Raw genomic sequence first — 21218 nt, forward strand, 5'->3', positions numbered from 1 at the left:
CTCCGCTAACAATCAAATCAGTATTTTAAACTTAGTTTACCACCAAAAAACAACAAATTTTACGAAAACAGCTTTTCTAAAAAAGGTACCAAATGATATTATACCTTCAAATATGCTGTTCCTGGATCAGGCCGATTACTTGTTCCTTCTCAGGCAATGCAGAAATGGCACCCTTTCCTGTAGCTGTTAAGGCTCCGCTCGCATTGGCAAATTTCAGGATTTCACCGTTCTGCTCTTTTAAGACCTTCTGTAAACTGTCCGGTGCTGCCTTTGCTTCCAGCAGTTTAAACAAAAATCCTCCGATAAAAGCATCTCCAGCACCAGTGGTATCTTGAACATCGACAGTGTATCCAGAGGATTTCCATTTATTATCCTTTAGATAAAGGTCAGCTCCAGCGGCACCTTTGGTAAACACGACAGCCTGGACATCTCCAGCAAATAAAGAAGCAATTGCCTCTTCTATGTCACTAATCCCAGTAATAAACTCCAATTCTTCATCCGATACCTTCACAAGATGGGCATAAGGAAGAAACTCCAAAATGGCATTTCTGCAATCTTCAGGCTGATCCCATAGCGGAAGCCTTACATTCGGGTCAAAACTAATGAGACCGCCCTTTTCCTTCATTAGTTCAATCGCCCTTTTATGTGCCAGTTTCATCGGGCTCTCCACTAGATCGACAGAGCAGAAATGCAGAATGTCCCCTTCACTGAACCAATCTGAATTTATTTCCTCTTCCCTAAAAAGCAAATCGGCAGACGGCTTTCGATAAAAAGAAAAATCCCTCTCGCCATCTTCTTTTAGCGAAACAAAGGCTAATCCTGTATTAGCTTCCTTTGTGCGGAGAATTTTGTCTGTCTTCACACCTGCTTGCTGAAGCTGCTCAATAAGGAAATCGCCAAATGCATCAATTCCCAGTTTTGTAATCATGGATGCATCGTGCCCAAACTTTGCAACGGCCGCTGCAACATTCGCCGGGGCGCCTCCTGGAGCGCGCTCAAATGTTACAACATCCTTTAATGCCTCTCCCTTCTGCTGAGGGATAAAGTCTATTAAAACTTCACCAATCGAGTATAGTTTTGTCATCTTCTCACCCTTAACGTATAATTCCTTGCTTTAAAGCATGCTTTGTATAAATGCAGTTTGCTTTCCCATTACTAAAAACTTTCACACCTTTTGAATCCTTTTTAGGGAATACTCTTGCCGTAAATACAACTTCTCCATCATTGATAAACAATTCAGCAATACTATGATCCACAAATACTTGAACTTTAACACAGCTTTCAATTCTCAGATCGGAACTTCTCATAAATCCATATTCCCCGCCAAAAGCTGACTCAAATTTTTCCCGATCCAATCTCACTGTTTGCTTTTCACGGTCAAACTCCAGTACAAGTCCTTCTGTGTCGGATGCAAACAATTCAATGCCAAACCTGGTGGCTTCAACTGCGTCAAATTCAAACTCGAGCTCATGCTGCCCGATTCCTTGATCCATACACTTGGTTCCACTTTCAATTGTGATTGTTTTTGAATGCGAATCTCTCCGCAGCTGCTTTAAGGCACCAGAAGGTCTTTGAACAAGCTTGCCATCTATAATCTTAAGTTCGCGCGGAATAGATAGGCAATGGGCCCATTCTTCTTGATCACTCGGATAATTGATTTCCCCCATTCCAGCCCACGCAAATAAAAGGCGCTCATTGTTTTTTCCTGCAAAGGTTTGCGGTGCATAGAAATCAAAGCCCTTTTCTAGCTCCTGATAATGCTCAACCTCATAATGCAATGTGTCAATATCCAGCTTTCCGGTTACATAGATAACATTATACAGATTATGGTAATCATGTCCTTGTGCCTTTAAACCTTGCGGGGAGAAGACCATAACATCTTTTCCGTTCAATTCAAAGTAATCAGGGCATTCGAGCATGTACACGGACTCCGGAAAATCTATTTGGAGATTCAGCTCGCCTTTGAAAGTCCAATCTAAAGCATTCTCAGATTCATAGATAATAATGGCTCCCGATAGATCAGCTCTTTGCGCCCCCAAAAGCATATAATAGCGACCATTTTTTTCAAAAACCTTCGGGTCACGGACATGTCCTGTATACCCATTTGGAACACCGTTGATAATCGGGTTATTTTCATACTTTTGAATTTTCCCATCCTTATCCATTATAGCAAGGCATTGGTTTGCAGACCTATCCATTGCACTATATTTAATATTTCCTGTGTAATACAAGTATAGCTTTCCAGCGACTTCAAGAGAGGCACCGGAATACGCTCCATGAGATTCATAATCCTCTACAGGAACCAAAGCAACCGGGAGACGCTTCCAATTGACAAGATCCACCGATTTCACATGCGCCCAGTGTTTCATCCCGTGCATCGCACTGAACGGATACCATTGGTAAAATATATGGAATTCGCCATTAAAGTACGCAAGTCCGTTCGGATCGTTGAGCAGACCAAACTGCGGGTGTATATGAAAAGCAGGCTTCCAATAAGATTTCTCAGATTTTTCCCTAAGCATTTCTAATTCATTTTCTTCCGCTTCATAAATTGTTCTATATTTAGGTTCTCTGTATCTCTCCATTTTGAATCCTCTCCAGTAAAAATAGAAAAGAAAGGAAGTTCCCCTCCCCTTCTATTAATCTAAGTTTGGTTTTTTTATCTTGAAATAAGAAACTGTTAAAATAGCTCCAACAGCCAATGCCAGCACATTGGCAAGAATATAATGAAGATGACCGCTGCCTTGTGCCGCAACAATGGCAAAGCCAGGGATGGCTGTTGCTCCAAAGCCAAGCGCTTTAATTCCTGTCAGATAAACATAAGCTCCGCCAATTCCACCGCCAATGCAGCCCATAATCAGCGGGAATCGATATTTAACATTAACACCGAAAAGTGCCGGTTCTGAGATTCCGAATAAAGTAGAACCAAATGCTGAAATACCAATTTGTTTTGCTTTATCATTTTTCCAAAGGGCAAGTGTGTAGCCCAATACAGCCCCACCCTGTCCCATTAATGCAGCTGACATTAGCGGCATAATAAAGTTAAAGCCTGTGTCGGCAATCAGCTGGGCTTCCACAGCCCCAATGACATGGTGAAGGCCTGTAATAACGATTACCTGCTGAATGGCTGCAAACAGCATGAAACCAACAATCCCCAGGTTATCAACTGACCACATCAAGCCTGCTGTAATGCCATCTGATAACAGCCGCCCAAATGGGCCAATAGCAGAGAATAATAGGAAACCTGAAACGACTATCGTTAAAAAAGGTGCAAGGAAAAGCTTGATGATATCTGGAACTTTTCTGCTGAAAAACTGGTCAAGCTTTGCTACCACAAGACCCATCAAGAGCGCAATAATAATGCCGCCCTGGAAAGCAACAAGTGAAACCTTCAGCCCAAACAAGCTGATGACTTCCGGCTCAACTGTTCCATTTCCAACTAGATAGGCATTTGCAAGATCGGGATGAAGCATAATCGCACCTAATACTAAACCAAGAACCGGATTACCGCCGAATCGCTTTGTTGCTGAAAACACAACCAGCAATGGCAAAATGGTAAAGATGCCCGTGGACATTATGGATATAAATCGGTTAAATCCTGCAATGGCAGGATACATTTCAACAACAGATTGCTCACCGAAAATTCCCTGCTGGCTAAGAAGACCAGTCACACCCATTAACAGCGCTGCAGCCAGCAAACCTGGAATAATTTCAACAAACACGTCAGATAAAGCTTTAATTCCTTTTTGGAAGGGATTTTGCTTTTGCGCAGATTGCTGTTTCACATCTCCCAGTGACATTTCAGTAATGCCGGCTTCATCTGTGAAAACGGCATAGACATCATTAACCGTTCCCGCTCCGAAAATAATTTGCAGCTGGTCCCCCGCTGCGAACGAGCCTTTTACATGATCAAGCTGGCCAATCGCCTTTGTGTCGGCCAGTGAATGATCTTTAAGAACTAAACGGAGCCTTGTCGCACAATGGGCCGCGCCTTGAAGATTTTCTTTGCCGCCTATTAATCTCATTAACTCTTTAACAGCAGGCAGGTATTTGGACTTTATATTTGAATTAGCCATTTCTCTAATTCCTCCCTTTTTGATCTACTTCGGAACCGGTTCCGTTTAAGGGTTTAAAACAATAGCAAACCCTTGCCCTTTCCTAGTAATATAGAATTCTTCTTTTTTGGAACCGGTTCCATTTCATTTGGAAAAAATAACCGATCGTCCCGTCAATTTTGAGTATGGATGACGGGAACCGGTTCCCAAGCTTATTTTATAATACCGTTTTCATTTACACAACCCTTTTTTTGAAAACGGTATCAGCTTTTCACACATTTCACGCTTTCGCCTTTAACAAATTCAAATCCAGTGATTTGCAGTTCTGGGACTTCTTCGCCATTCGTCATTTTAATAATTGTCTGGGCTGCCATCTTCCCTGATGTTTCATTTTTGAATCGAATGGTTGTCAGAGCAGGATGGATGACTTCGGAAATATTGTATCCGCCAAAGCCTGCCAGTGAAAAATCGTCTGGGACTTTTTTGCCCAGTTTCGAGATGGTCTTCATCGCCCCGAATGCAATCGTATCTGTCGCGCAAATAATGGCTGTTGGCGTAAAGCTCTCGAGCATAACCTTCGTAATTCTGGCTGCATCATGCAAATCAAATTCAGATGTATAGGTTTTAATATTTGTCACGCCCGCTTCCCTCAGTCCATCCAGGATCCCCTGCTTCCGCCGCAGTCCGACAGCAATATCACTTTCCGTTACTCCAATATACGCAACCGACTGGTGCCCATTTTTGGCAATATATTGTCCCATTTTATAGCCAGCGTGATAATCATCATTAATAATACAGCTGCACTGATCCACTTCCTGGGCAACAATCAAAACGGGAATCTGAATCGAGTTAATTGTCTCAATATGTTTTTCCGTCACGCCCGTCGCAATCAGAATAATGCCATCAACCTTCTGTCGCGAAAGGCTAATCAGGCTTTCGATTTCACGTTCAACATACTTGCTCGTGCTAATAATAAGCGTCGTATAATCACGCTTGCGAAGCTCCTCATCAATTGCCATTAATACCGTAGATGTCACATAGGAATCAAGCGTCGGGGCGATAACCCCAATGAAATTCGTCCTTTTCGCTTTCAGGCTCTGGGCAAAGGAATTTGGCTCGTACTTTGTTTCCTCTATCACCTTTCGGATCTTTTCTTTAGTCTTTTCACTAACATTTCCGCCATTTAAATATCTGGAAACCGTACTTTTTGCAACACCTGCCAGCTCGGCAATATCTTTAATGGTTGTATTCATGCACCTTTCACCTTTTTCACTGTAAGCTAGAATGCTTTCATTATATATTATCGTCCGGGATGTTAAAAGAAGGCAGGCAAGTTGACGATATATTGAAGAAGTTGATGATATATTTTGATAGTTGACGATATATTAAAGAAGTTGATGATAAAATCATGCAAGTTGACGATATAGAGCCCCTCTCGATCATTCCGCCCCCCAAAAGTATATAAACTGACCCCAAATTTTGCATAAATAAGGTTTCCGCCGTTTAAAAAGAGTAAAATGCTGCAACAAATAGCTAAAACCACAAACAAATTTACTTATTTCCATAAATTTGATCAGCAGGCAATACGATTTCCTTCCAAACCCAACATTTTATCCTGAATTTGCTGTGGTGGAACTCTTTAATAATCGCCCTATTTTATCTACTGCAGGTTTTGTATCTGAATTCCTATTAAATAAACATAATCAAGTACTCCATCACTTGATGCTTTTCCTGTCCAAAACCGACTGCTGAAGTTTATGACTGAAAACCGTCTAGAATGAAAAATTGTAATCAAAATTGTCCTGGCTGCCATATACAGTTATTATCCCCACATCACATTTTCACCCTATTGAAATACGTTCTGTTTGATTTGATTTTTACTCTAAAATCACTCTTATATCACAATCTGCATCCCCAAAATTTTTCTTAATCATCTTCCTAAAACACTTGTGTATTTCAAATGAAAACCTTATAATCTAAAATAATAAAATCACATTGGATTACTTGGAATTAAATGCGTGAATTTTCTAACTCAAACTATTGAAATGAGGTTTTTACTTTGTTAACCTACATCGCAATCGCTGTTGCCCTTTTCTTTGCTATGAACATAGGAGCAAGCGGAACAGCTGCTTCCATGGGTGCACCATATGGAGCCGGGGCCATAAAAAATAAGCGGCTGGCACTTCTGTTAGTTGCAGTCTCTGCTTTTTTAGGTGCTTTTTTAGGCGGGGGCGAAGTAGTTAAAACCATTGGGAAAGGCATTATTCCTACTGGTATTTTGGATGCCCAAATTGTTGTCATCATATTATTGGGAGCTACCTTGACACTTTTTATAGCAAATTTGATCGGAATTCCTTTATCAACAAGTGAGGTAACAGTAGGATCGATTATAGGAGTTGGAGCTGCCTTCCAGGCAATCTACACAGATACATTATTTATCATCATTGCTTTTTGGATGATCGTCCCAGTCACGTCCTTCCTGATTACCTTTGGATTAGGCTACTTGATTCATTACTCAGAAAACAGATGGCCGGGACTCACCGGGAACGGCACATGGACAAAATGGCTCTCGCTGCTGCTTGTAATAGGGGGCTGCCTTGAGGCTTTTTCTGCAGGAATGAATAACGTAGCCAATGCCATTGGTCCTCTCGTGGGAGCAGGCATGATTTCATCAAATAGTGGACTTTTACTGGGTGCCCTATTTGTCTCTTTAGGTGCTTTATTCCTGGGAAGCAGAGTATTAGAAACAAACGGCAAAAAAATAACCAGCCTTTCATTATTGCAAGGAAGCGCTGTTTCATTTACAGGAGGAACATTGGTTATTATCGCTTCCATCTTTGGGCTTCCCATCCCTCTTACCCAGGTAACAACCTGCGGAATACTGGGGGTGGGAGCTGCAAAAGACGGATTCTCTATATTAAAGAAAAACGTGATCAAACGGATTGCTTTAGTTTGGGTGATCTCACCTTTGGCTTCACTCATTGTCTCATATCTATTAATCAATTTATTTAGCAAATTCGATATCTACAACGTCTTAATAGTTACAAGCGCACTGATTGTAGCGGTCGGGAGCATTGTTTTATCCAGAATTGAGAGAAATGAGAAAAGAAGTTACTATGATGCTGGCGGAGGGATTTAACTGGAACAGAAAAATGGGTCTGCTTTAAAATGTACAGACCCATAAACGACATTTCTTTGATTCATTTTATTCCCTTTTGTCCTTCATTCCCATTATGAAGGACATTTGTTTCTCTCTTTTATTCCCTTTTGTCCTTCATCCCATTCACGAAAGACATTTCATACCTCAATATTTATATCCCTGGATAAAAATTTTAGAATGCCGCAGTCCATCCGCCATCTGCGACGATGACTGTTCCGTTTACAAAGCTTGATTCATCAGATGCTAAAAATAATGCAACCTGGGCAATTTCTTCCGGCTGTCCTATTCTTGGCATGACACCTTGAACTGCCTTCGTGCGTCCGAAGCCGAATTCATTTATGTTTTTCATGGACGATCCAATATTGGTTTCTACGCCGCCGGGAGCAATGGCGTTACAGCGGATTCCGCTTTTTGCGTACATATAGCCAGTATTTTTGGTAAGCCCAACTACTGCATGTTTTGATGCCCCATAAGCTGCCCCAGCATGAGCGCCATTTAATCCTCCAGTAGAAGCCGTATTAATGATTACACCTTTTCCTTTTTCTAAAAAGATCGGTATGGCTTTGCGCATGGCACGCATAACACCTTTTGTATTGATATCAAATATTAAATCCCATCGATCATCCTGAATGTCACCGACCGGTTCAAACCCATCCATAATCCCAGCGTTATTGACTAAAATATCTAAAGTGCCAAATTCATTTACAGCTGCATCGATCATATTTTCAATGTCTTCTTGTTTGGCAACATTAGCCTTAACAGCTTTGGCAGATCCGCCATTCTCAATAATCATTTTTGCAACCGTCTCTGCCCCTTCAAGGTTTAGATCAGCTACAATGACTTTTGCACCTTCTCTGGCATACAATTCTGCGATCGCTTTTCCCATTCCTGATGCTGCACCTGTTACAACTGCTACCTGATCTTGAAGCTTCATTATTATAATTCCTCCAGTTATGAGATTTTTCAACACTTGTTGATTATCTTTAACATCTTTATAATATTTTAATAAAACGAACCATTCAATCAGCAAATAAGGAGGAATTTGTCGGCTAACAAACAATTCCGCTTCTGTTTGTTTATTAATTCTGTTTATTCAACATAGGAGGCATTTTATGTTTAAAAACAATTCTGATATTGACAGAAGAATTACAAAATCAAAGCAAGCCTTAAGGGCAGCACTTCTATCATTAATGCAGTCGAAGGAATTTAAAAAAATTACAATTACAGACATAGTACAGGCCGCAAACTTAAATAGAGGCACTTTTTATAAGCATTATGAATACAAAGAGGACATACTGGATGAAATAATTGATGATGTTATATCAGATTTAATCGCCTCCTACCGTGAACCTTATCAAAACACGGAAGTTTTTGAGGTAAAGTCCCTAACCTCTTCTGCCATTAAAATCTTTGAACATATAAGCAACAATAGGGAATTTTATACCTTAATCCTAAAATCAAATACATTATCCGGCTTACAGCAGAAGCTTTGCAATGTTTTAAAGGGGTTAACTTTAGAAGACCTAAAGGGTGATTTACCCAATCCGAAGATCAATCGGGAACTGCAAGTCAGCTTTTATGTGCATGCCCTTTTCGGCATGATTACCGAGTGGATCAATGAAGGATTTAAATACAGTTCAGATTATATGGCGGAACAATTATTGGAAATAATAAAAAGTAAGCAAACGGATTCAGTATACACATTTACATATTCGGAAAGAAACGAGTGAATTAAGAGAAACGATTTTGAAGAAAAATGCCACCTTCCCGTCCACAAGAGGCCACTTATTAACTTTGTGCTGCAATCATTTTCTAAGCAGTTCTAACCAAAATTCAAAAATGGGTAAACCCTCTTTCTTTAATCATAATTTAATGGAATATAGATACACTAAGCCTAGATATTTCACGGAAGGATAACAGCTATGACCGAAAATATGACTGAAAAAAAAGACATACAAAAGATTCTCAATAGACTAGCTGATTCAGACCAAAAAATCAATTTCAAAAACCCTGTTCATTTATCCCCTGACTTACAAGAATACCTGAACTATTACGGGTTTCAGTTGAAAAATATCGATTATCATTTCGGAAAAATTGATATTAATGGGACACCAATCATGGTCCAAATGTTTTCACCAAAAACATGCATCGGTACCGTTGTATTATTGCATGGGTATTTGGATCATGTAGGAATTTTAAAAAATATTATTCAGCATCTAAACCGCCAGAAATACAGGGTCATCAGTTATGATTTACAAGGACATGGACTCTCGGGAGGGGAAAAAGCTTCTGTTAAAAGTTTTTCCGATTATGTATTGACGCTTGAAGAGTTGATGAACCAAACGAAGAAGGAAATTTCCGGTCCCATTTATGGGATTGGACATAGTACAGGCGGGGCCATTTTGATCAATTATATTTTAAAGCAGCCAGAAGCACAGTTTAATAAAATTATTCTTATTGCTCCCTTGGTTAGATCGAAACATTGGCTTTTGTCAAAAATCGGCTATTATCTAATTGAGCCAATTCCCTTCATGAAGGAGGTTCACAGGAAATTCCGCGTAAACTCCTCAGATAAACAATTTCTCAGCTTTATTAAAAATGATCCGCTGCAGCCAAAAGCCATTCCAATTGAATGGTTAAATTCACTTATCAGCTGGAACGAGGAAATTCAAACCTATAACGCATGTGATACAGAGACTCTGTTGATACAAGGAACAAACGACCGGACTGTTGAGTGGAAGTATAATCTGAATTTTATTAAGGAAAAATTCAATCATTTACATATTAAACTAATTAAAAACGGCAGACACCAATTGTTTAATGAAAAACCTCCTATTCGTGACCAAGTGTTCAAGGAGATTGAGCGTTTTTTGTAAAGGCTTTTTTCGTAAAGTTTGTTGCTATTTGAAGTCGAACTTAGTTTATCTAAATGAGTTGATTGCAGCGGAGGGCACTTGACTCCTCGAAAATGCCCCTCATTTCCTTACGACGAGGTGTATATTCGAGGATGCTTTCCCAATATCCAGCGGGAAAAGAGGCTCGTATCGCTCCCCGCGGAAAGCAAGTGCGCAGCGGAAACAACGGGCAAAATTTATAGGCAAAACAACAATCTATGAAAAAAAAGCCTTTGTACTATTAGAAAAGAACCTTTGTAAAAAATGTACTGTAATTAAATGCTAATTGAAGCCAAGCCCCTGGGCTCCCTGAAAGCCTGTGCACAGGTAAAATCAATACACAAGCTTAACAAAGCCACACTGAAAAAGAGCTGCCATAGCAGCTCTCAACAAGTCTCATTTCTATAACTTTTCCCCGTTTGCTGCTATCACGTCTTTATACCAGAAGAAAGACTTCTTCTTTTTTCGTTCCAATGTTCCGCTGCCATCGTCATGTTTATCAACATAGATATAGCCATAGCGTTTGGAGAACTCGCCTGTCGACATGCTGACCATATCAATACAGCCCCAGCTTGTATAACCCATTAATTCGACACCATCTTCTATGGCTTCGCCCATTGCTTTAATATGCTCACGAAGATAGTCAATACGATAATCATCATGGATTGTGCCGTCTTCTTCAACTTTGTCATAGGCCCCTAGCCCATTTTCTACAACAAATAGCGGTTTCTGATAGCGGTCATATAGTTTGTTTAGGCTTATGCGCAGCCCTTCAGGGTCGATTTCCCAACCCCAGTCGCTGGTTTCCAGGAACGGATTTCTAATCCCGCCAATAATATTCCCTTCTGCCGAATCCGCATCTGTCTTCAGTTTTCTCTCAGTACGGGACATGTAATAACTGAATCCGATATAATCTGCAGTTCCTTCTTTCAGCAATTCCAAATCGCCTTCTTCAATGTCCAATTCAATATCATGTTCTTTGAAGTATCTCTGAATGAAAGCTGGATACTCCCCGCGAACTTGAACATCTCCACAAAAATAATTGAAAAGCTGTTCTTCCTGAAGGGCATACATCACATTTTCAGGATTGCTATCAAAAGAATATACAGGTGCAAAGAGGATCATACAGCCAATTTTCGAATCAGGAATGATCTCATGACATGCTTTCACTGCCATGGCACTCGCGACAAATTGATGATGGTAGGCCTGGAAAGTTGGCTTATATTTGTCCTCTTCACTTTGATAGGAAAAACCAAGCCCTTGAATCGGCATTACTAAGCCGCTATTGATTTCATTAAAAGTCATCCAGTACTTTACTTTATCTTTATAGCGATTGAAAATCGCCTTTACATATCTCTCAAAGAAGGTGACTACTTGACGGCTTCTCCATCCGCCATATTCCCTTACCAAATGAAGAGGCATTTCATAATGTGAAATGGTTACGACTGGTTCAATGCCATGCTTGAGCAATTCGTCGAACACGCGATCGTAAAAGGCAAGCCCTTCTTCATTTGCCTCTAACTCATCTCCTTTTGGAAAAATACGGGTCCAGGCAATCGACATGCGGAATGCCTTGAAACCCATTTCCGCAAACAATGCAATATCTTCTTTATATCGATGATAAAAATCAATCGCTTCATGGTTTGGATAATAGTACTGATCATCGTGGATTTCAAAATCAAAACCTGGATTCATTAAAATGTGATATCGCTCTTTTCCGCCGGGAAGAACATCGGCAATGTTCAGTCCTTTATTCCCTTCATTAAAGCCGCCTTCTATTTGATTGGCTGCCGTCGCCCCTCCCCATAAAAAACCTTGGGGGAAATTGTATTTCTTCATTTTTATACCTCCAAACATTATTACTCTCTTTACTATTTCTTCATTTATAAAAATTTATCTATTGCTCTTCAAAACAAAAGGAAAAAGTATACAAATTATAATAACTTTATGAATCCGAATAGTAAATGAGTGCGGCGTATCTGGTTTTTAATAACGCAAAAAGGAATTTGTTACATATATGTAACGCTATGTTACTGCGGGAGCTTGTGTTAAACTTTGGATAGTCAATTTATATGGTATGTTGGCCTGCGTGTTAATTACCGATACAGACACTTGCTTTTCGCCGGCGTCCGGGATCCCCCTTGGCATTTGCAGGCTGTCAGATAACAGACGGCTATTACTAAATTTGAATTATCACAGCTTTTACTAAAGGAGTACCTGGATCTATGTTTACAAATGAAGTAATCGCTTCTTTTAATGAATTAGAAACATCCCTATACAATTACATTTGCCAAAACAGTGAGAAAGTGCCTTATATGAGGATTCGAGAGCTTGCAGATGAAACTCATGTCTCTACCGCAACCATATTGCGCTTTTGCAGGAAACTTAACTGTGAGGGCTTTTCTGAATTTAAAGTAAAGCTCAAAATGAGTTTACAGGAGAATAAGAAGACGGCTATAAAAAGTTCACACCAATCCATCGAAGAATTTTTTGAGCGAACCCTGAAAGGGGATTTAGAAGAAAAAATCAGGGAGGCGGCAAGTCTCGTTAAGGAAGCAGATAACGTTATTTTTATTGGGATTGGAAGCTCTGGGATCCTTGCAGAATACGGAGCAAGATATTTCTCCAGTTTAGGTGCGTTTTCACTGTATATTAAAGATCCCCACTTTCCGATTCATTCCAATCTGCGCAATAATAGCATAACGATTGCTCTATCTGTCTCAGGAGAAAATCATTTTACAGTTACCCATCTTAACCAGCTTAAACAAGAAGGCAGTAAAATCATCAGCATTACAAATCGTAAACTTTCAACCGTTGCTAAAATCTCTGATTTAAACATTGCTTATTACGTAACAGAGGAGTTTTTTGAGGGATCCAATATTACGACCCAAGTTCCTGTTGTTTATATTTTGGAAGCTATGGCTCGGGAAATCCATAAGCTTAATCAAAAAGAGGATTTCAGATAGAAGGAAAAGGATTGTCGACGAAATTAAATTAAACGTGGGCAGAAGGGTTTAATTTAAAGCTGGTTCAAATTTATTATGATCTTAATTGATGGCTCTTTTCTCATAAACTGTTGTCTTTACTTATAAATTCTGCCCGTTGATTTCAGCACGGGGCACTCAAGCTGTCAGCGGGGAGGAATGAGAGCCTCCTTCGCCCTTCGCCTGTGGGGTCTCCCACTCCCTCTCTTCTGGGCAGGACATTGAATAATCTTCCCTGACCTGGCACCGCACGCAGGAAATGCGGTAGCATTTTCGACGATCAAGTGCCCGGTACAATCAACTCAGTTGGTTAACCTTAGTTAGCCGTCCGAAAAGTAACAAACTTTAAGAAAAAAGCTTAATTGAAAAAAGAATTATGCCTATGGTTAAAGATTTATTAACTATAGCTTTTCTCTTATAAAATGTTATTCACATACGGGGTTTGGTCTTTATTCAATCAAAAGCCCTTTAATTTATCCTATCCAGTATTCTGCGCTGGACATCCTTACTCCCCTGGCGTATACTAGTCGTATTTATGTAAAAGTTTAACAGTTTTATAGAAAGAAAGGTGTTTAACATGCTTCATAATCCAACAGGAAAAGAGCGCCTTGCCCTGGCTTTTCTCCTCAGTATGCTTGGAATTCTGGGACCGTTTAATATTGATATGTATTTGCCGAGCTTTCCGGATATTTCCAAGGACTTGAGTGCGCGTGCATCACTTGTTCAGCTCAGTTTAACCGCCTGTTTAATCGGGCTAGCCGCTGGGCAGGTAATCGTCGGGCCGCTTAGTGATGCCCATGGAAGAAGAAAGCCGCTTTTGATTGGGATCTCCCTTTTTGCCATATCCTCTTTGTTATGTGCACTTGCACCAAATATCACGACCTTTATCGCGGCCCGCTTTCTGCAGGGCTTAACGGCTTCAGCCGGTATCGTTCTCTCCCGGGCAGTTGTACGGGATGTATTCAGCGGGAAAGAGCTGACGAAATTTTTTGCACTGTTGATGGTCATTAATGCCACAGCTCCGATGATCGCCCCCATGACTGGCGGAGCGCTTCTGCTGCTTCCATTCGCCAGCTGGGAAACCATATTCTATTTTCTATCTTTGCTCGGGGTATTTATTACAATCGTGATTTACTTCCGCTTAAAAGAAACGCTTCCTCCGGAAAAGCGTATCCCAAGTTCAATTGGGAATTCAATTACGAGTATGGGAGGCTTATTCAAGGACCGTTCGTTCATTGGCTACGCTTTGATTGTCGGGTTCATCCATGGCGGAAGCTTTGCTTATGTATCCGGAACTCCATTCGTTTATCAGGGGATCTATGGGGTTTCACCGCAGGTATTCAGTATTCTGTTTGGCATAAATGGATTGGCTATTATTACTGGAAGTTTCTTAATTGGCCGGTTAGCGGGAATGATCCCGGAAAGAAAGCTGCTTCAAACAGCCGTCTGCATTGCTGTGAGTGCCACTTCTTTACTGCTGATCATGACCATTATTAAAGGGCCGCTGTTTATGCTTGTCATCCCCATTTTTATATACATGACCTCAATGGGAATGATCATTACAAGCTCCTTTACACTTGCTATGAAAAATCAGGGTCATCGTGCGGGAAGCGCAAGCGCCGTAATTGGAATGCTGCCTTTAGTGCTTGGATCTGCTGTCTCCCCTCTTGTCAGCATTGATGAAACGACTGCCGTTCCAATGGGGACTATTCTTTTTGTCACTTCCTTCATCGGCTTCATTGCCTTTTTTACACTGACAAAGGAAAAGGCCAAAAAAAGCCGGTCCACCTTGAATTTGCATGCGGAGGGGTGAATCCCCTCCGTGATTTTCTGTGTTATTTCTGAATTTCCTCTATTATGGAGGCTCCCGTGGCAGTGTCATTATCAAGCCATTGCCAATTTTCATAAAGCCTGATTCTGCCATCTGACAACACTTCAGGAACAGAATGGCATTTTCCGCCTCTAATTTCATTATTATTATTCACATGGTTATATCTAAACTCTAAGCTGCTGTCCTCATGTACAATCCCGATGAGAAAACCTTGTTTGATTTCTCCCCCGCTATAAGTGGCTGAAATGATATTTTCCTCTTGTTTGTATTTAAAAATAGTCTTGGATGACACTTCCCCGTTCTCTGTATTTTCCACTGAAACGAATATGCGGCCGTTATAATTCACCATTTTTGCCATCTCCTTATACGTTTTCTGCTGCAAGTTTTCATAGCTTTTTATTGCCAATCATAAGTATGAAGCGGATAAAGCTTGGATAACTCCTTTCAGTGCCCCCTTTTATCCTTGCTCCTATTTTTCTTGAACTCTAGCATTTAACAGATCTCCTTTTAAAATGGAATACATATACAAGTCATCAAATTTTCCGCACGTATATTCATAATGCCGCAGCAATCCTTCCCTTTTAAAGCCCTGTCTTTCAACCAGCTTTTGGGAAGGTACATTTTCAGGTTCAATCAGGGCCTCTATTCTTTCAAGCTTTAGATGCTCAAAACCATATTTGATAACTTTCTCCAGGGCTTCGCTGGCAATTCCTTTTCCCCAATGCTCTTTGCTTAACTCATATCCAATTTCACTTCGGTAATGCTTAGGAATTCTATTGAGGAATCCGCAGCTTCCTATGATTTTTCCGGAATCTTTGAGCGCGATTCCCCATCTAATTCCTGTGCCTTGTTCACGTATGGATTTATACCACTCCAGTTCTTCCAATACATCTTCTGCTGACTGGAAAGGGCCCATCCCCATATGTTTAACCACTTCTGGGTCGGATAAATAGACAAACATATCTTTAACATCATCTTTTGTTGCTTCTCGTAAAATAAGCCTTTCCGTTTCCATTTCCGGAAATTCAGATGGCATAGAGTTCACTCCTCTGCGAATTCATTAGCTTTATAAATACTTTTTAACCACTATATCAAATAGTTGGCAAAAAATCCTCTAATATGGTAAAAAATTCAAACTTCACTAACTCCATGTTAACTCTATTATTAGGTATATGACTTACTGTAAACATTACCCTCGAATGATTCATAGAATAGCTTTATCTTCTCAGCAAAGAATCCCCGCGTAACTATAGGATATTTTTTCAATTTCTAGTTTTATATTACCATCACAGGGAATAAGCTAGAATAACTAAACAGAATCTTTGGGAGGTGGATGAAGTGAATTATCTCTGCTACAAAGCGATGGAAGCATTTAAGAAGATGCTGAACGCCAGAAAGCAGCTGAACTTCAAAAATTAAAATTAGATAACCAAAAATCCAAATAAAATTTTAAAAAAATGCTTCCGTCATCCAAGTGGATGGCTTTTTTTATGTTCTTGCCAATCAAAAAAATAGCGGCCAAGAATGGATTGGCCGCCTTCTGTATTATTCTGCTGTTTGCAGTTTCTCTTTGGCTTTTAATAGCTGCAAATAAATTCCTGTTAAGGTTTGGGTGACCAAAAAGATCGGAAATGAATAAGCCAGCCGGTAACCTTTTTGCAGAGTGATAATTCCTGCCCTCATTAATATCCAGTGCATTGCCACTGCGGCTAAAGCCCAAACCAGCATGTAGATAATAAATGTTCTCTTGCTGATTTTCAGCCTTTCATAATAATAGAAAAAGAAATAGCCAAAAGGCGCAAATAATAAGTAGTAAACAACATCAGTTACTTCGTAATTATTTAAATCATTTACCCTATAAAAATCACTCTGTCCTCCGCCTATTGTGAAGTCAAATAATGTCCCAATAGATACTCCCCAGAGCAAACTCAGTATTCTTATTTGAGGAGCCAGCCGATCAGGCTTTTTAAGTAAAAGAAAATAAACCAGATAAGCAGCTGCAACCAAAATTAAAAGGATAATTTCATTTTTATCGAAACTCTCCCATAATTTCATGATTCCCTCACCTCTTTTGTTTTGAGGCTTCTAAAGTATTTCAGGGAGTAGCAGGCTACAAAATGCAGCAAAAATAAGTAAATGACATGATACATAATATTCCATTTTTTAAATTCTAAAATTCCAAAATAGAGGGCGATAGAAATAGCAATGACTAAAAAAAGGATGGACAAAACGGTTTTTAACAGTTTTGATCCGATGCTATCTGTTTTCTGATAAAGATTCATCGTGATCACCACAACTAAAGGAAGTGTAATGCTTCTCTGGATTAAGAAACCTGTATAATCCAGTGTCTTATCGGAAATCACAGCCAACTTCAGTTCTTCGTAAACAATCCATGTATAATTAATATTAATGAGCATGGATAACAAATAAACGAAGGTATTTTCCATAAACGTTAGTTTTTTATTCATTACTGTATAAAATATGATAATAAACCATGCAAGAGAGACCAACAGAACGAAACCCAAAACATCATCCCCATATTTTTTTGTTATTATTTATCCTCTTCATGACATTTATTCTCAATTTTTGGGGATGAAGTACAATTGAGAGAATAAAAAACGGCAGATAACTGCCGGGGGTGGAAAAAATATACTACTGGACTATACAGTTTGCCTTTTAATCAATGTAACTGAAAATTCCTCATGGGAAGTTCTTTCTCTCTCTAATGCTTGAAGAAGCAGTTTCCTCCCCATTTCAACAAGAGGGATTTCAAGTGTAGTAATGTGCATAATTTTTGCAATCGGCTGGTTATCGAATCCCATTAAAGCAAGGTCATCTGGAATTTTGATCCCTTTTTCCCTGCAAAAAGTAAAAATTCCCGCTGCCACAATATCACTCGTTACCAACAGGGCAGTCGGCGGATCAGGCATATTTATTAAACGCTGAACTACCTGAACTCCATCTTCAAAATTTAAACAGTCATAAAAAATGTAATCAGGCTCGAAAGATACATTTATTTTACTGATAAAATCCTTGTAAGCCCTTCTCCTTTGCCGGCTATTAGATCCAGATTTTCTTCCTAGGCAATAGCCAATTTTGTGATGTCCCTTTTTATGAAGAAACTCCAGGGCGCGGGAGAAACTTTTATAATGATCGATAAAGGCTGAAGAAACATTTCGGCCCCTCGCATCCTCACAAAGAACAATAGGGCCATATTCCAAATACTCATTTATGATCTCCCAATCACAGATTCTTGAACAAATGATTAACGCATCAATTTGCTTATGCTGAAGCATTTTTAACGCTTCAATTTCTCTGCCTTCCTCATAATTTGTCTGGAACAGGACCAGCTTATAGTTCTTCTTAACCGCTTCATTTGCGATCCCCTCCACTAACAAGCCAAAATAAGGATGGTTTGTATATGGAACCGCTACACCAATCAGCAGGGTTTCCCCTTTACTTAAATGAACAGCATTAATATTTCGCTGATAATTGCATTCCTCTATCGCCCGATAAACCGCTTCCTTTTTTTCTTCACTCACATACGGGTGATTATTCAAAACCCTGGATACGGTTGTTACCGAAACACCGGCCTTTTTTGCGATATCCTTAATATTTGCCATTAGCCTCACCTAATTTTTAACTTTTCACTTGCTCTGAAATGCGTTTCATACATTAAACTTTCATTAACACAAAGAGGAGGTATCTAAAATGGTTATACTATGGGGGATTCTTAACTTGCTTATTCTATGCAGTTCTATACTGATCTTATCATCCATTCCCATTTCCTTGTATCCCAAAAAGAGCCTTGAAAACAATAAAGCACATACAAAAGATTACTACAGTCTATTATTTGATGTATATGGAGAAAACACCAATAACAAATAATTTGTTCAATTCAGACCGTTCAGCAGGAGTTCTTGCAAACTCCTGCTTGTACATATTATTTCTAAAAATAACAGCCTATTATTTTATGAAGCATCCGTTGTATAGTAACATGTGTTAATACAGGGAGGATTGATACATATGTTTATCAGACTGACAAAGGAACAGCACCAAATGATGATTTCGGACATTCAAACCTTTTTTTCTCAAGAAAGAGACGAAGAAATATCAGAATTTAGCGCTGAGAGAGTATTGGATTTTGTGAAGGAGTCACTTGCACCGCATTTCTATAATGCTGCTATTTCAGACGTAAAACATGTCGTTGAGCAGCAATATGCGTCCATGGAAGATGAAATTTTAACTCTGGAACGCCCAATAAAATAATTCCGATAAAAACGCCTATCAATCATTCCGCAGTATTCTGCTATGGAATGATTGATTATTTATCTCTACCACAAATATGTAAGCCGCTTCCCCACTTGGCCACTTTCCGACTAGCTTATTATCTCCTTTTTGCTTTCTGCATCAATAGAGGATAAATATGAAAAAAACCGCTGAATTGACTCAGCGGTCTATCAGCTAAGAGCAGCAAGATGAATTTTTTATTTCGACTTTGATTGGCTGTGTTGTGCAGCATGAGGACTGGACTGCCATAGACTCCACATCAGCCTTAGTATAGAAGAACTCCCATTCATTTCCGTCCGGGTCTGTTACCCAAAACTTATCCTGGGTTGCATAACAGCAGGTGACATCCATCTCTTCCCTTGCAAAAAAGCCGAGTTTTTCTAATCTCTCTTTATGCTGGAGAACTTCCTCCTTATTCTCTACTTGAAAACCAAAATGGCCAACCTGATTACCGGATACGTGATCTTTCACATTCAGCGTAAAGTTAAGGCCAGGGTCTTCTATTAAAAATTTTGCATAATCTTCTTTTATTTTTACGGGTTCTGTATTAAATACCTTCGAATAAAATTCTATAGATTGCTTTAAATCTGTTACATTAATTCCTACATGTACTTTCATTGAAATCTCTCCTTCTTAATCTTTTTTACGAGCAAATAATTAGCAGCAGGATGCCTTAGCTTGTGAAGTTATGCAGCAGGAATCATCGTGTGCTGAAACATTTAATCTCAATTCCGCAGCAGTCAGAAAGCTTTCCTTGTTTGCAAGAAAACCTTAAAAAAAGTTCATTCATAACAGCTCCCTTATTAATAAGTATTTATAAATCAATTTTTTTTGATTTATAGTGCAAGTATATTAGCAATAATTTCTAAATGCAACTTATTTATCAAAAAAAATTGATAAAATCAATCAACTTTTTTTGATTTTAACGATTGACATATGAAAAATTTGGATATATGATGGTTTCATCAAGATAATTTGATTTAGAAAAACATTATGATTTTGGCCGATTATTTAAGAATGGTGTTTATCTTAAAGCTTCTAAAATATCGTTTAGCTGTTTCGGTTATTTAAATCAATTTTTTTTGATTAATAAGGAGGAAATGAGAATGGATTATTACAATTATGAGATGATCATCAAAACGAAGCAGCAGGAAATTGAAAGGCTGTCAAAAGAAGCTTGGAAATACTCATATGTAGGGCAAGATTCCTTTATATCCAGGATGGTCAGAAAATTAACTGCCGCGAGCAGGGTAAACAAGAAAAATCAATGCGTTTGCATTTGCGATTGCTAGGAGGATTAAAAAATAATCATAATCACTATATTTACTGCTGTATAATAATTAAAACAAGGGTGTCCTATTGATAGATTCCCTTGATCTATTCAAATAACTTAATATAACAGCTAATAATAATGATTTCTCCATATCTATCATATTTCTAAATCCCAGGTTCTCATTTATGTGTTTACCGCTGGAACTTGACCATAACCTAGCCCGATGTGCACCTTTTTCTTTTAGCCAATCACAAACTTCACTGACAAGCTGATGCGCCAGCCCATTTTACGATACTGTTTTAAAGTATAAACGGAGATTAACCAGCCAAAAAGAGTTTGTTCACGGCTTAAGGGGAAATGGATATTCCATTCTGAATAGCCCACCGGCAATCTAAAGCAGCGCTGAAATTTAGTATGGCATTTACAAAAAATATAGCTCTGTTAAATTTGCCTGTTGATTTCAGCACGAGGCACTCGCTTTCCGCGGGCGGTCCGACGCTCCTCGGTGCATTCGCACCTGCGGGGTCTCCCGCTGACACGCTTCTCCCGCAGGACATTGAATAAGCTTCCTCGAATGAACACCGCACGAAGAAAATGCGATAGCATTTTCGAGGATCTCGTACCTTCCGCTCCAATCAACAAGGTGTAATAATCAACAATAAGCTTTAACACAGCCAAAAATATAAATAGATGGTTCTTCTTTAAAACCATAAAAAGAAGCCGCCAAAACG

General features: G+C 39.3%; 20 protein-coding genes and 1 pseudogene. 8 read left to right on the forward strand and 13 right to left on the reverse strand.

The window, feature by feature from the left end; translation table 11 throughout:
* Window positions 1-106 precede the first annotated feature (106 nt).
* The 4 genes from L634_RS0114880 to L634_RS0114895 form a co-directional block, all read right to left on the reverse strand.
* On the reverse strand, window positions 107-1084 hold the full coding sequence (locus L634_RS0114880) for a carbohydrate kinase family protein (RefSeq protein WP_026583130.1): 978 nt from the start codon (window positions 1082-1084) through the stop codon (window positions 107-109).
* Window positions 1085-1094: 10 nt separating this feature from the next.
* Window positions 1095-2585, reverse strand: coding sequence for a glycoside hydrolase family 32 protein (locus tag L634_RS0114885; RefSeq protein ID WP_026583131.1), 1491 nt, complete (start codon window positions 2583-2585; stop codon window positions 1095-1097).
* 54 nt (window positions 2586-2639) lie between these two features.
* Entirely contained in the window at window positions 2640-4076 is a 1437-nt protein-coding gene (locus L634_RS0114890; RefSeq protein ID WP_051428340.1) for a PTS transporter subunit EIIC, read from the reverse strand.
* A gap of 242 nt (window positions 4077-4318) precedes the next feature.
* Window positions 4319-5308: a LacI family DNA-binding transcriptional regulator gene (locus L634_RS0114895; RefSeq protein ID WP_026583133.1), complete on the reverse strand. Its 990-nt coding sequence runs from the start codon at window positions 5306-5308 to the stop codon at window positions 4319-4321.
* An 806-nt stretch (window positions 5309-6114) separates the two neighbouring features.
* Here L634_RS0114895 and L634_RS0114900 point away from each other — a divergent pair.
* Window positions 6115-7194 carry an inorganic phosphate transporter gene (locus L634_RS0114900; protein WP_026583134.1) on the forward strand — a complete coding sequence of 360 codons (1080 nt, stop codon included), beginning with the start codon at window positions 6115-6117 and terminating at the stop codon, window positions 7192-7194.
* 193 nt (window positions 7195-7387) lie between these two features.
* Here the strand turns inward: L634_RS0114900 and L634_RS0114905 are convergent, their stop codons facing one another.
* Window positions 7388-8149, reverse strand: coding sequence for an SDR family oxidoreductase (locus L634_RS0114905; protein WP_026583135.1), 762 nt, complete (start codon window positions 8147-8149; stop codon window positions 7388-7390).
* A 178-nt stretch (window positions 8150-8327) separates the two neighbouring features.
* Here L634_RS0114905 and L634_RS0114910 point away from each other — a divergent pair, with 178 nt between their 5' ends.
* A complete protein-coding gene (locus L634_RS0114910; RefSeq protein ID WP_026583136.1) occupies window positions 8328-8945 on the forward strand; it encodes a TetR/AcrR family transcriptional regulator in 618 nt (205 codons plus the stop codon).
* Between the two features lie 192 nt (window positions 8946-9137).
* Window positions 9138-10091, forward strand: coding sequence for an alpha/beta hydrolase (locus L634_RS0114915; RefSeq protein WP_026583137.1), 954 nt, complete (start codon window positions 9138-9140; stop codon window positions 10089-10091).
* Between the two features lie 420 nt (window positions 10092-10511).
* On the opposite strand, the gene L634_RS0114925 is transcribed toward L634_RS0114915, so the two are convergent.
* Window positions 10512-11948 carry a glycoside hydrolase family 1 protein gene (locus tag L634_RS0114925; RefSeq protein ID WP_026583138.1) on the reverse strand — a complete coding sequence of 479 codons (1437 nt, stop codon included), beginning with the start codon at window positions 11946-11948 and terminating at the stop codon, window positions 10512-10514.
* A gap of 386 nt (window positions 11949-12334) precedes the next feature.
* Here L634_RS0114925 and L634_RS0114930 point away from each other — a divergent pair, with 386 nt between their 5' ends.
* A complete protein-coding gene (locus L634_RS0114930) occupies window positions 12335-13075 on the forward strand; it encodes a MurR/RpiR family transcriptional regulator (RefSeq protein ID WP_026583139.1) in 741 nt (246 codons plus the stop codon).
* 595 nt (window positions 13076-13670) lie between these two features.
* On the forward strand, window positions 13671-14906 hold the full coding sequence (locus L634_RS0114935) for a Bcr/CflA family efflux MFS transporter (RefSeq protein ID WP_026583140.1): 1236 nt from the start codon (window positions 13671-13673) through the stop codon (window positions 14904-14906).
* 22 nt (window positions 14907-14928) lie between these two features.
* Here L634_RS0114935 and L634_RS0114940 read toward each other — a convergent pair whose 3' ends face one another.
* The 5 genes from L634_RS0114940 to L634_RS0114970 form a co-directional block, all read right to left on the reverse strand.
* A complete protein-coding gene (locus L634_RS0114940) occupies window positions 14929-15273 on the reverse strand; it encodes a hypothetical protein (protein WP_026583141.1) in 345 nt (114 codons plus the stop codon).
* A gap of 120 nt (window positions 15274-15393) precedes the next feature.
* On the reverse strand, window positions 15394-15960 hold the full coding sequence (locus L634_RS0114945) for a GNAT family N-acetyltransferase (RefSeq protein WP_026583142.1): 567 nt from the start codon (window positions 15958-15960) through the stop codon (window positions 15394-15396).
* 509 nt (window positions 15961-16469) lie between these two features.
* Window positions 16470-16979: a hypothetical protein gene (locus L634_RS0114960; protein WP_026583143.1), complete on the reverse strand. Its 510-nt coding sequence runs from the start codon at window positions 16977-16979 to the stop codon at window positions 16470-16472.
* Entirely contained in the window at window positions 16976-17449 is a 474-nt protein-coding gene (locus L634_RS0114965; protein WP_026583144.1) for a hypothetical protein, read from the reverse strand. The genes L634_RS0114960 and L634_RS0114965 overlap by 4 nt, the downstream gene beginning before the upstream one ends.
* 135 nt (window positions 17450-17584) lie before the next feature.
* Window positions 17585-18547: a LacI family DNA-binding transcriptional regulator gene (locus L634_RS0114970; RefSeq protein ID WP_026583145.1), complete on the reverse strand. Its 963-nt coding sequence runs from the start codon at window positions 18545-18547 to the stop codon at window positions 17585-17587.
* 88 nt (window positions 18548-18635) lie between these two features.
* On the opposite strand from L634_RS0114970, the gene L634_RS33440 reads away from it, so the two are divergent.
* A complete protein-coding gene (locus tag L634_RS33440; protein ID WP_157452409.1) occupies window positions 18636-18812 on the forward strand; it encodes a hypothetical protein in 177 nt (58 codons plus the stop codon).
* Between the two features lie 138 nt (window positions 18813-18950).
* The gene (locus tag L634_RS0114980) at window positions 18951-19193 is read left to right on the forward strand and encodes a DUF2164 domain-containing protein (protein ID WP_026583146.1); all 243 of its coding nucleotides are present in this window, start codon (window positions 18951-18953) and stop codon (window positions 19191-19193) included.
* Between the two features lie 195 nt (window positions 19194-19388).
* On the opposite strand, the gene L634_RS0114985 is transcribed toward L634_RS0114980, so the two are convergent.
* On the reverse strand, window positions 19389-19832 hold the full coding sequence (locus L634_RS0114985; protein WP_026583147.1) for an ArsI/CadI family heavy metal resistance metalloenzyme: 444 nt from the start codon (window positions 19830-19832) through the stop codon (window positions 19389-19391).
* Window positions 19833-20320: 488 nt separating this feature from the next.
* Here L634_RS0114985 and L634_RS0114995 point away from each other — a divergent pair, with 488 nt between their 5' ends.
* Window positions 20321-20506, forward strand: a complete 186-nt coding sequence (locus tag L634_RS0114995) for a hypothetical protein (protein WP_026583148.1) — start codon at window positions 20321-20323, stop codon at window positions 20504-20506.
* A gap of 422 nt (window positions 20507-20928) precedes the next feature.
* On the opposite strand, the pseudogene L634_RS34355 reads toward L634_RS0114995, so the two are convergent.
* Window positions 20929-21218: pseudogene (locus tag L634_RS34355) on the reverse strand (hypothetical protein); the annotation flags it as partial.

Origin of the sequence: Bacillus sp. J33 (genome assembly GCF_000518885.1) — a bacterium.
Taxonomy (GTDB): Bacteria; Bacillota; Bacilli; order Bacillales; family Cytobacillaceae; genus Cytobacillus.

Coding starts and splice junctions, on each gene's coding strand:
- L634_RS0114880 (WP_026583130.1), bottom strand. CDS start 1,084: ATGACAAAACTATACTCGATTGGTGAAGTTTTAATAGACTTTATCCCT.
- L634_RS0114885 (WP_026583131.1), bottom strand. CDS start 2,585: ATGGAGAGATACAGAGAACCTAAATATAGAACAATTTATGAAGCGGAA.
- L634_RS0114890 (WP_051428340.1), bottom strand. CDS start 4,076: ATGGCTAATTCAAATATAAAGTCCAAATACCTGCCTGCTGTTAAAGAG.
- L634_RS0114895 (WP_026583133.1), bottom strand. CDS start 5,308: ATGAATACAACCATTAAAGATATTGCCGAGCTGGCAGGTGTTGCAAAA.
- L634_RS0114905 (WP_026583135.1), bottom strand. CDS start 8,149: ATGAAGCTTCAAGATCAGGTAGCAGTTGTAACAGGTGCAGCATCAGGA.
- L634_RS0114910 (WP_026583136.1), top strand. CDS start 8,328: ATGTTTAAAAACAATTCTGATATTGACAGAAGAATTACAAAATCAAAG.
- L634_RS0114915 (WP_026583137.1), top strand. CDS start 9,138: ATGACCGAAAATATGACTGAAAAAAAAGACATACAAAAGATTCTCAAT.
- L634_RS0114925 (WP_026583138.1), bottom strand. CDS start 11,948: ATGAAGAAATACAATTTCCCCCAAGGTTTTTTATGGGGAGGGGCGACG.
- L634_RS0114930 (WP_026583139.1), top strand. CDS start 12,335: ATGTTTACAAATGAAGTAATCGCTTCTTTTAATGAATTAGAAACATCC.
- L634_RS0114935 (WP_026583140.1), top strand. CDS start 13,671: ATGCTTCATAATCCAACAGGAAAAGAGCGCCTTGCCCTGGCTTTTCTC.
- L634_RS0114940 (WP_026583141.1), bottom strand. CDS start 15,273: ATGGTGAATTATAACGGCCGCATATTCGTTTCAGTGGAAAATACAGAG.
- L634_RS0114945 (WP_026583142.1), bottom strand. CDS start 15,960: ATGCCATCTGAATTTCCGGAAATGGAAACGGAAAGGCTTATTTTACGA.
- L634_RS0114960 (WP_026583143.1), bottom strand. CDS start 16,979: ATGAAATTATGGGAGAGTTTCGATAAAAATGAAATTATCCTTTTAATT.
- L634_RS0114970 (WP_026583145.1), bottom strand. CDS start 18,547: ATGGCAAATATTAAGGATATCGCAAAAAAGGCCGGTGTTTCGGTAACA.
- L634_RS33440 (WP_157452409.1), top strand. CDS start 18,636: ATGGTTATACTATGGGGGATTCTTAACTTGCTTATTCTATGCAGTTCT.
- L634_RS0114980 (WP_026583146.1), top strand. CDS start 18,951: ATGTTTATCAGACTGACAAAGGAACAGCACCAAATGATGATTTCGGAC.
- L634_RS0114985 (WP_026583147.1), bottom strand. CDS start 19,832: ATGAAAGTACATGTAGGAATTAATGTAACAGATTTAAAGCAATCTATA.
- L634_RS0114995 (WP_026583148.1), top strand. CDS start 20,321: ATGGATTATTACAATTATGAGATGATCATCAAAACGAAGCAGCAGGAA.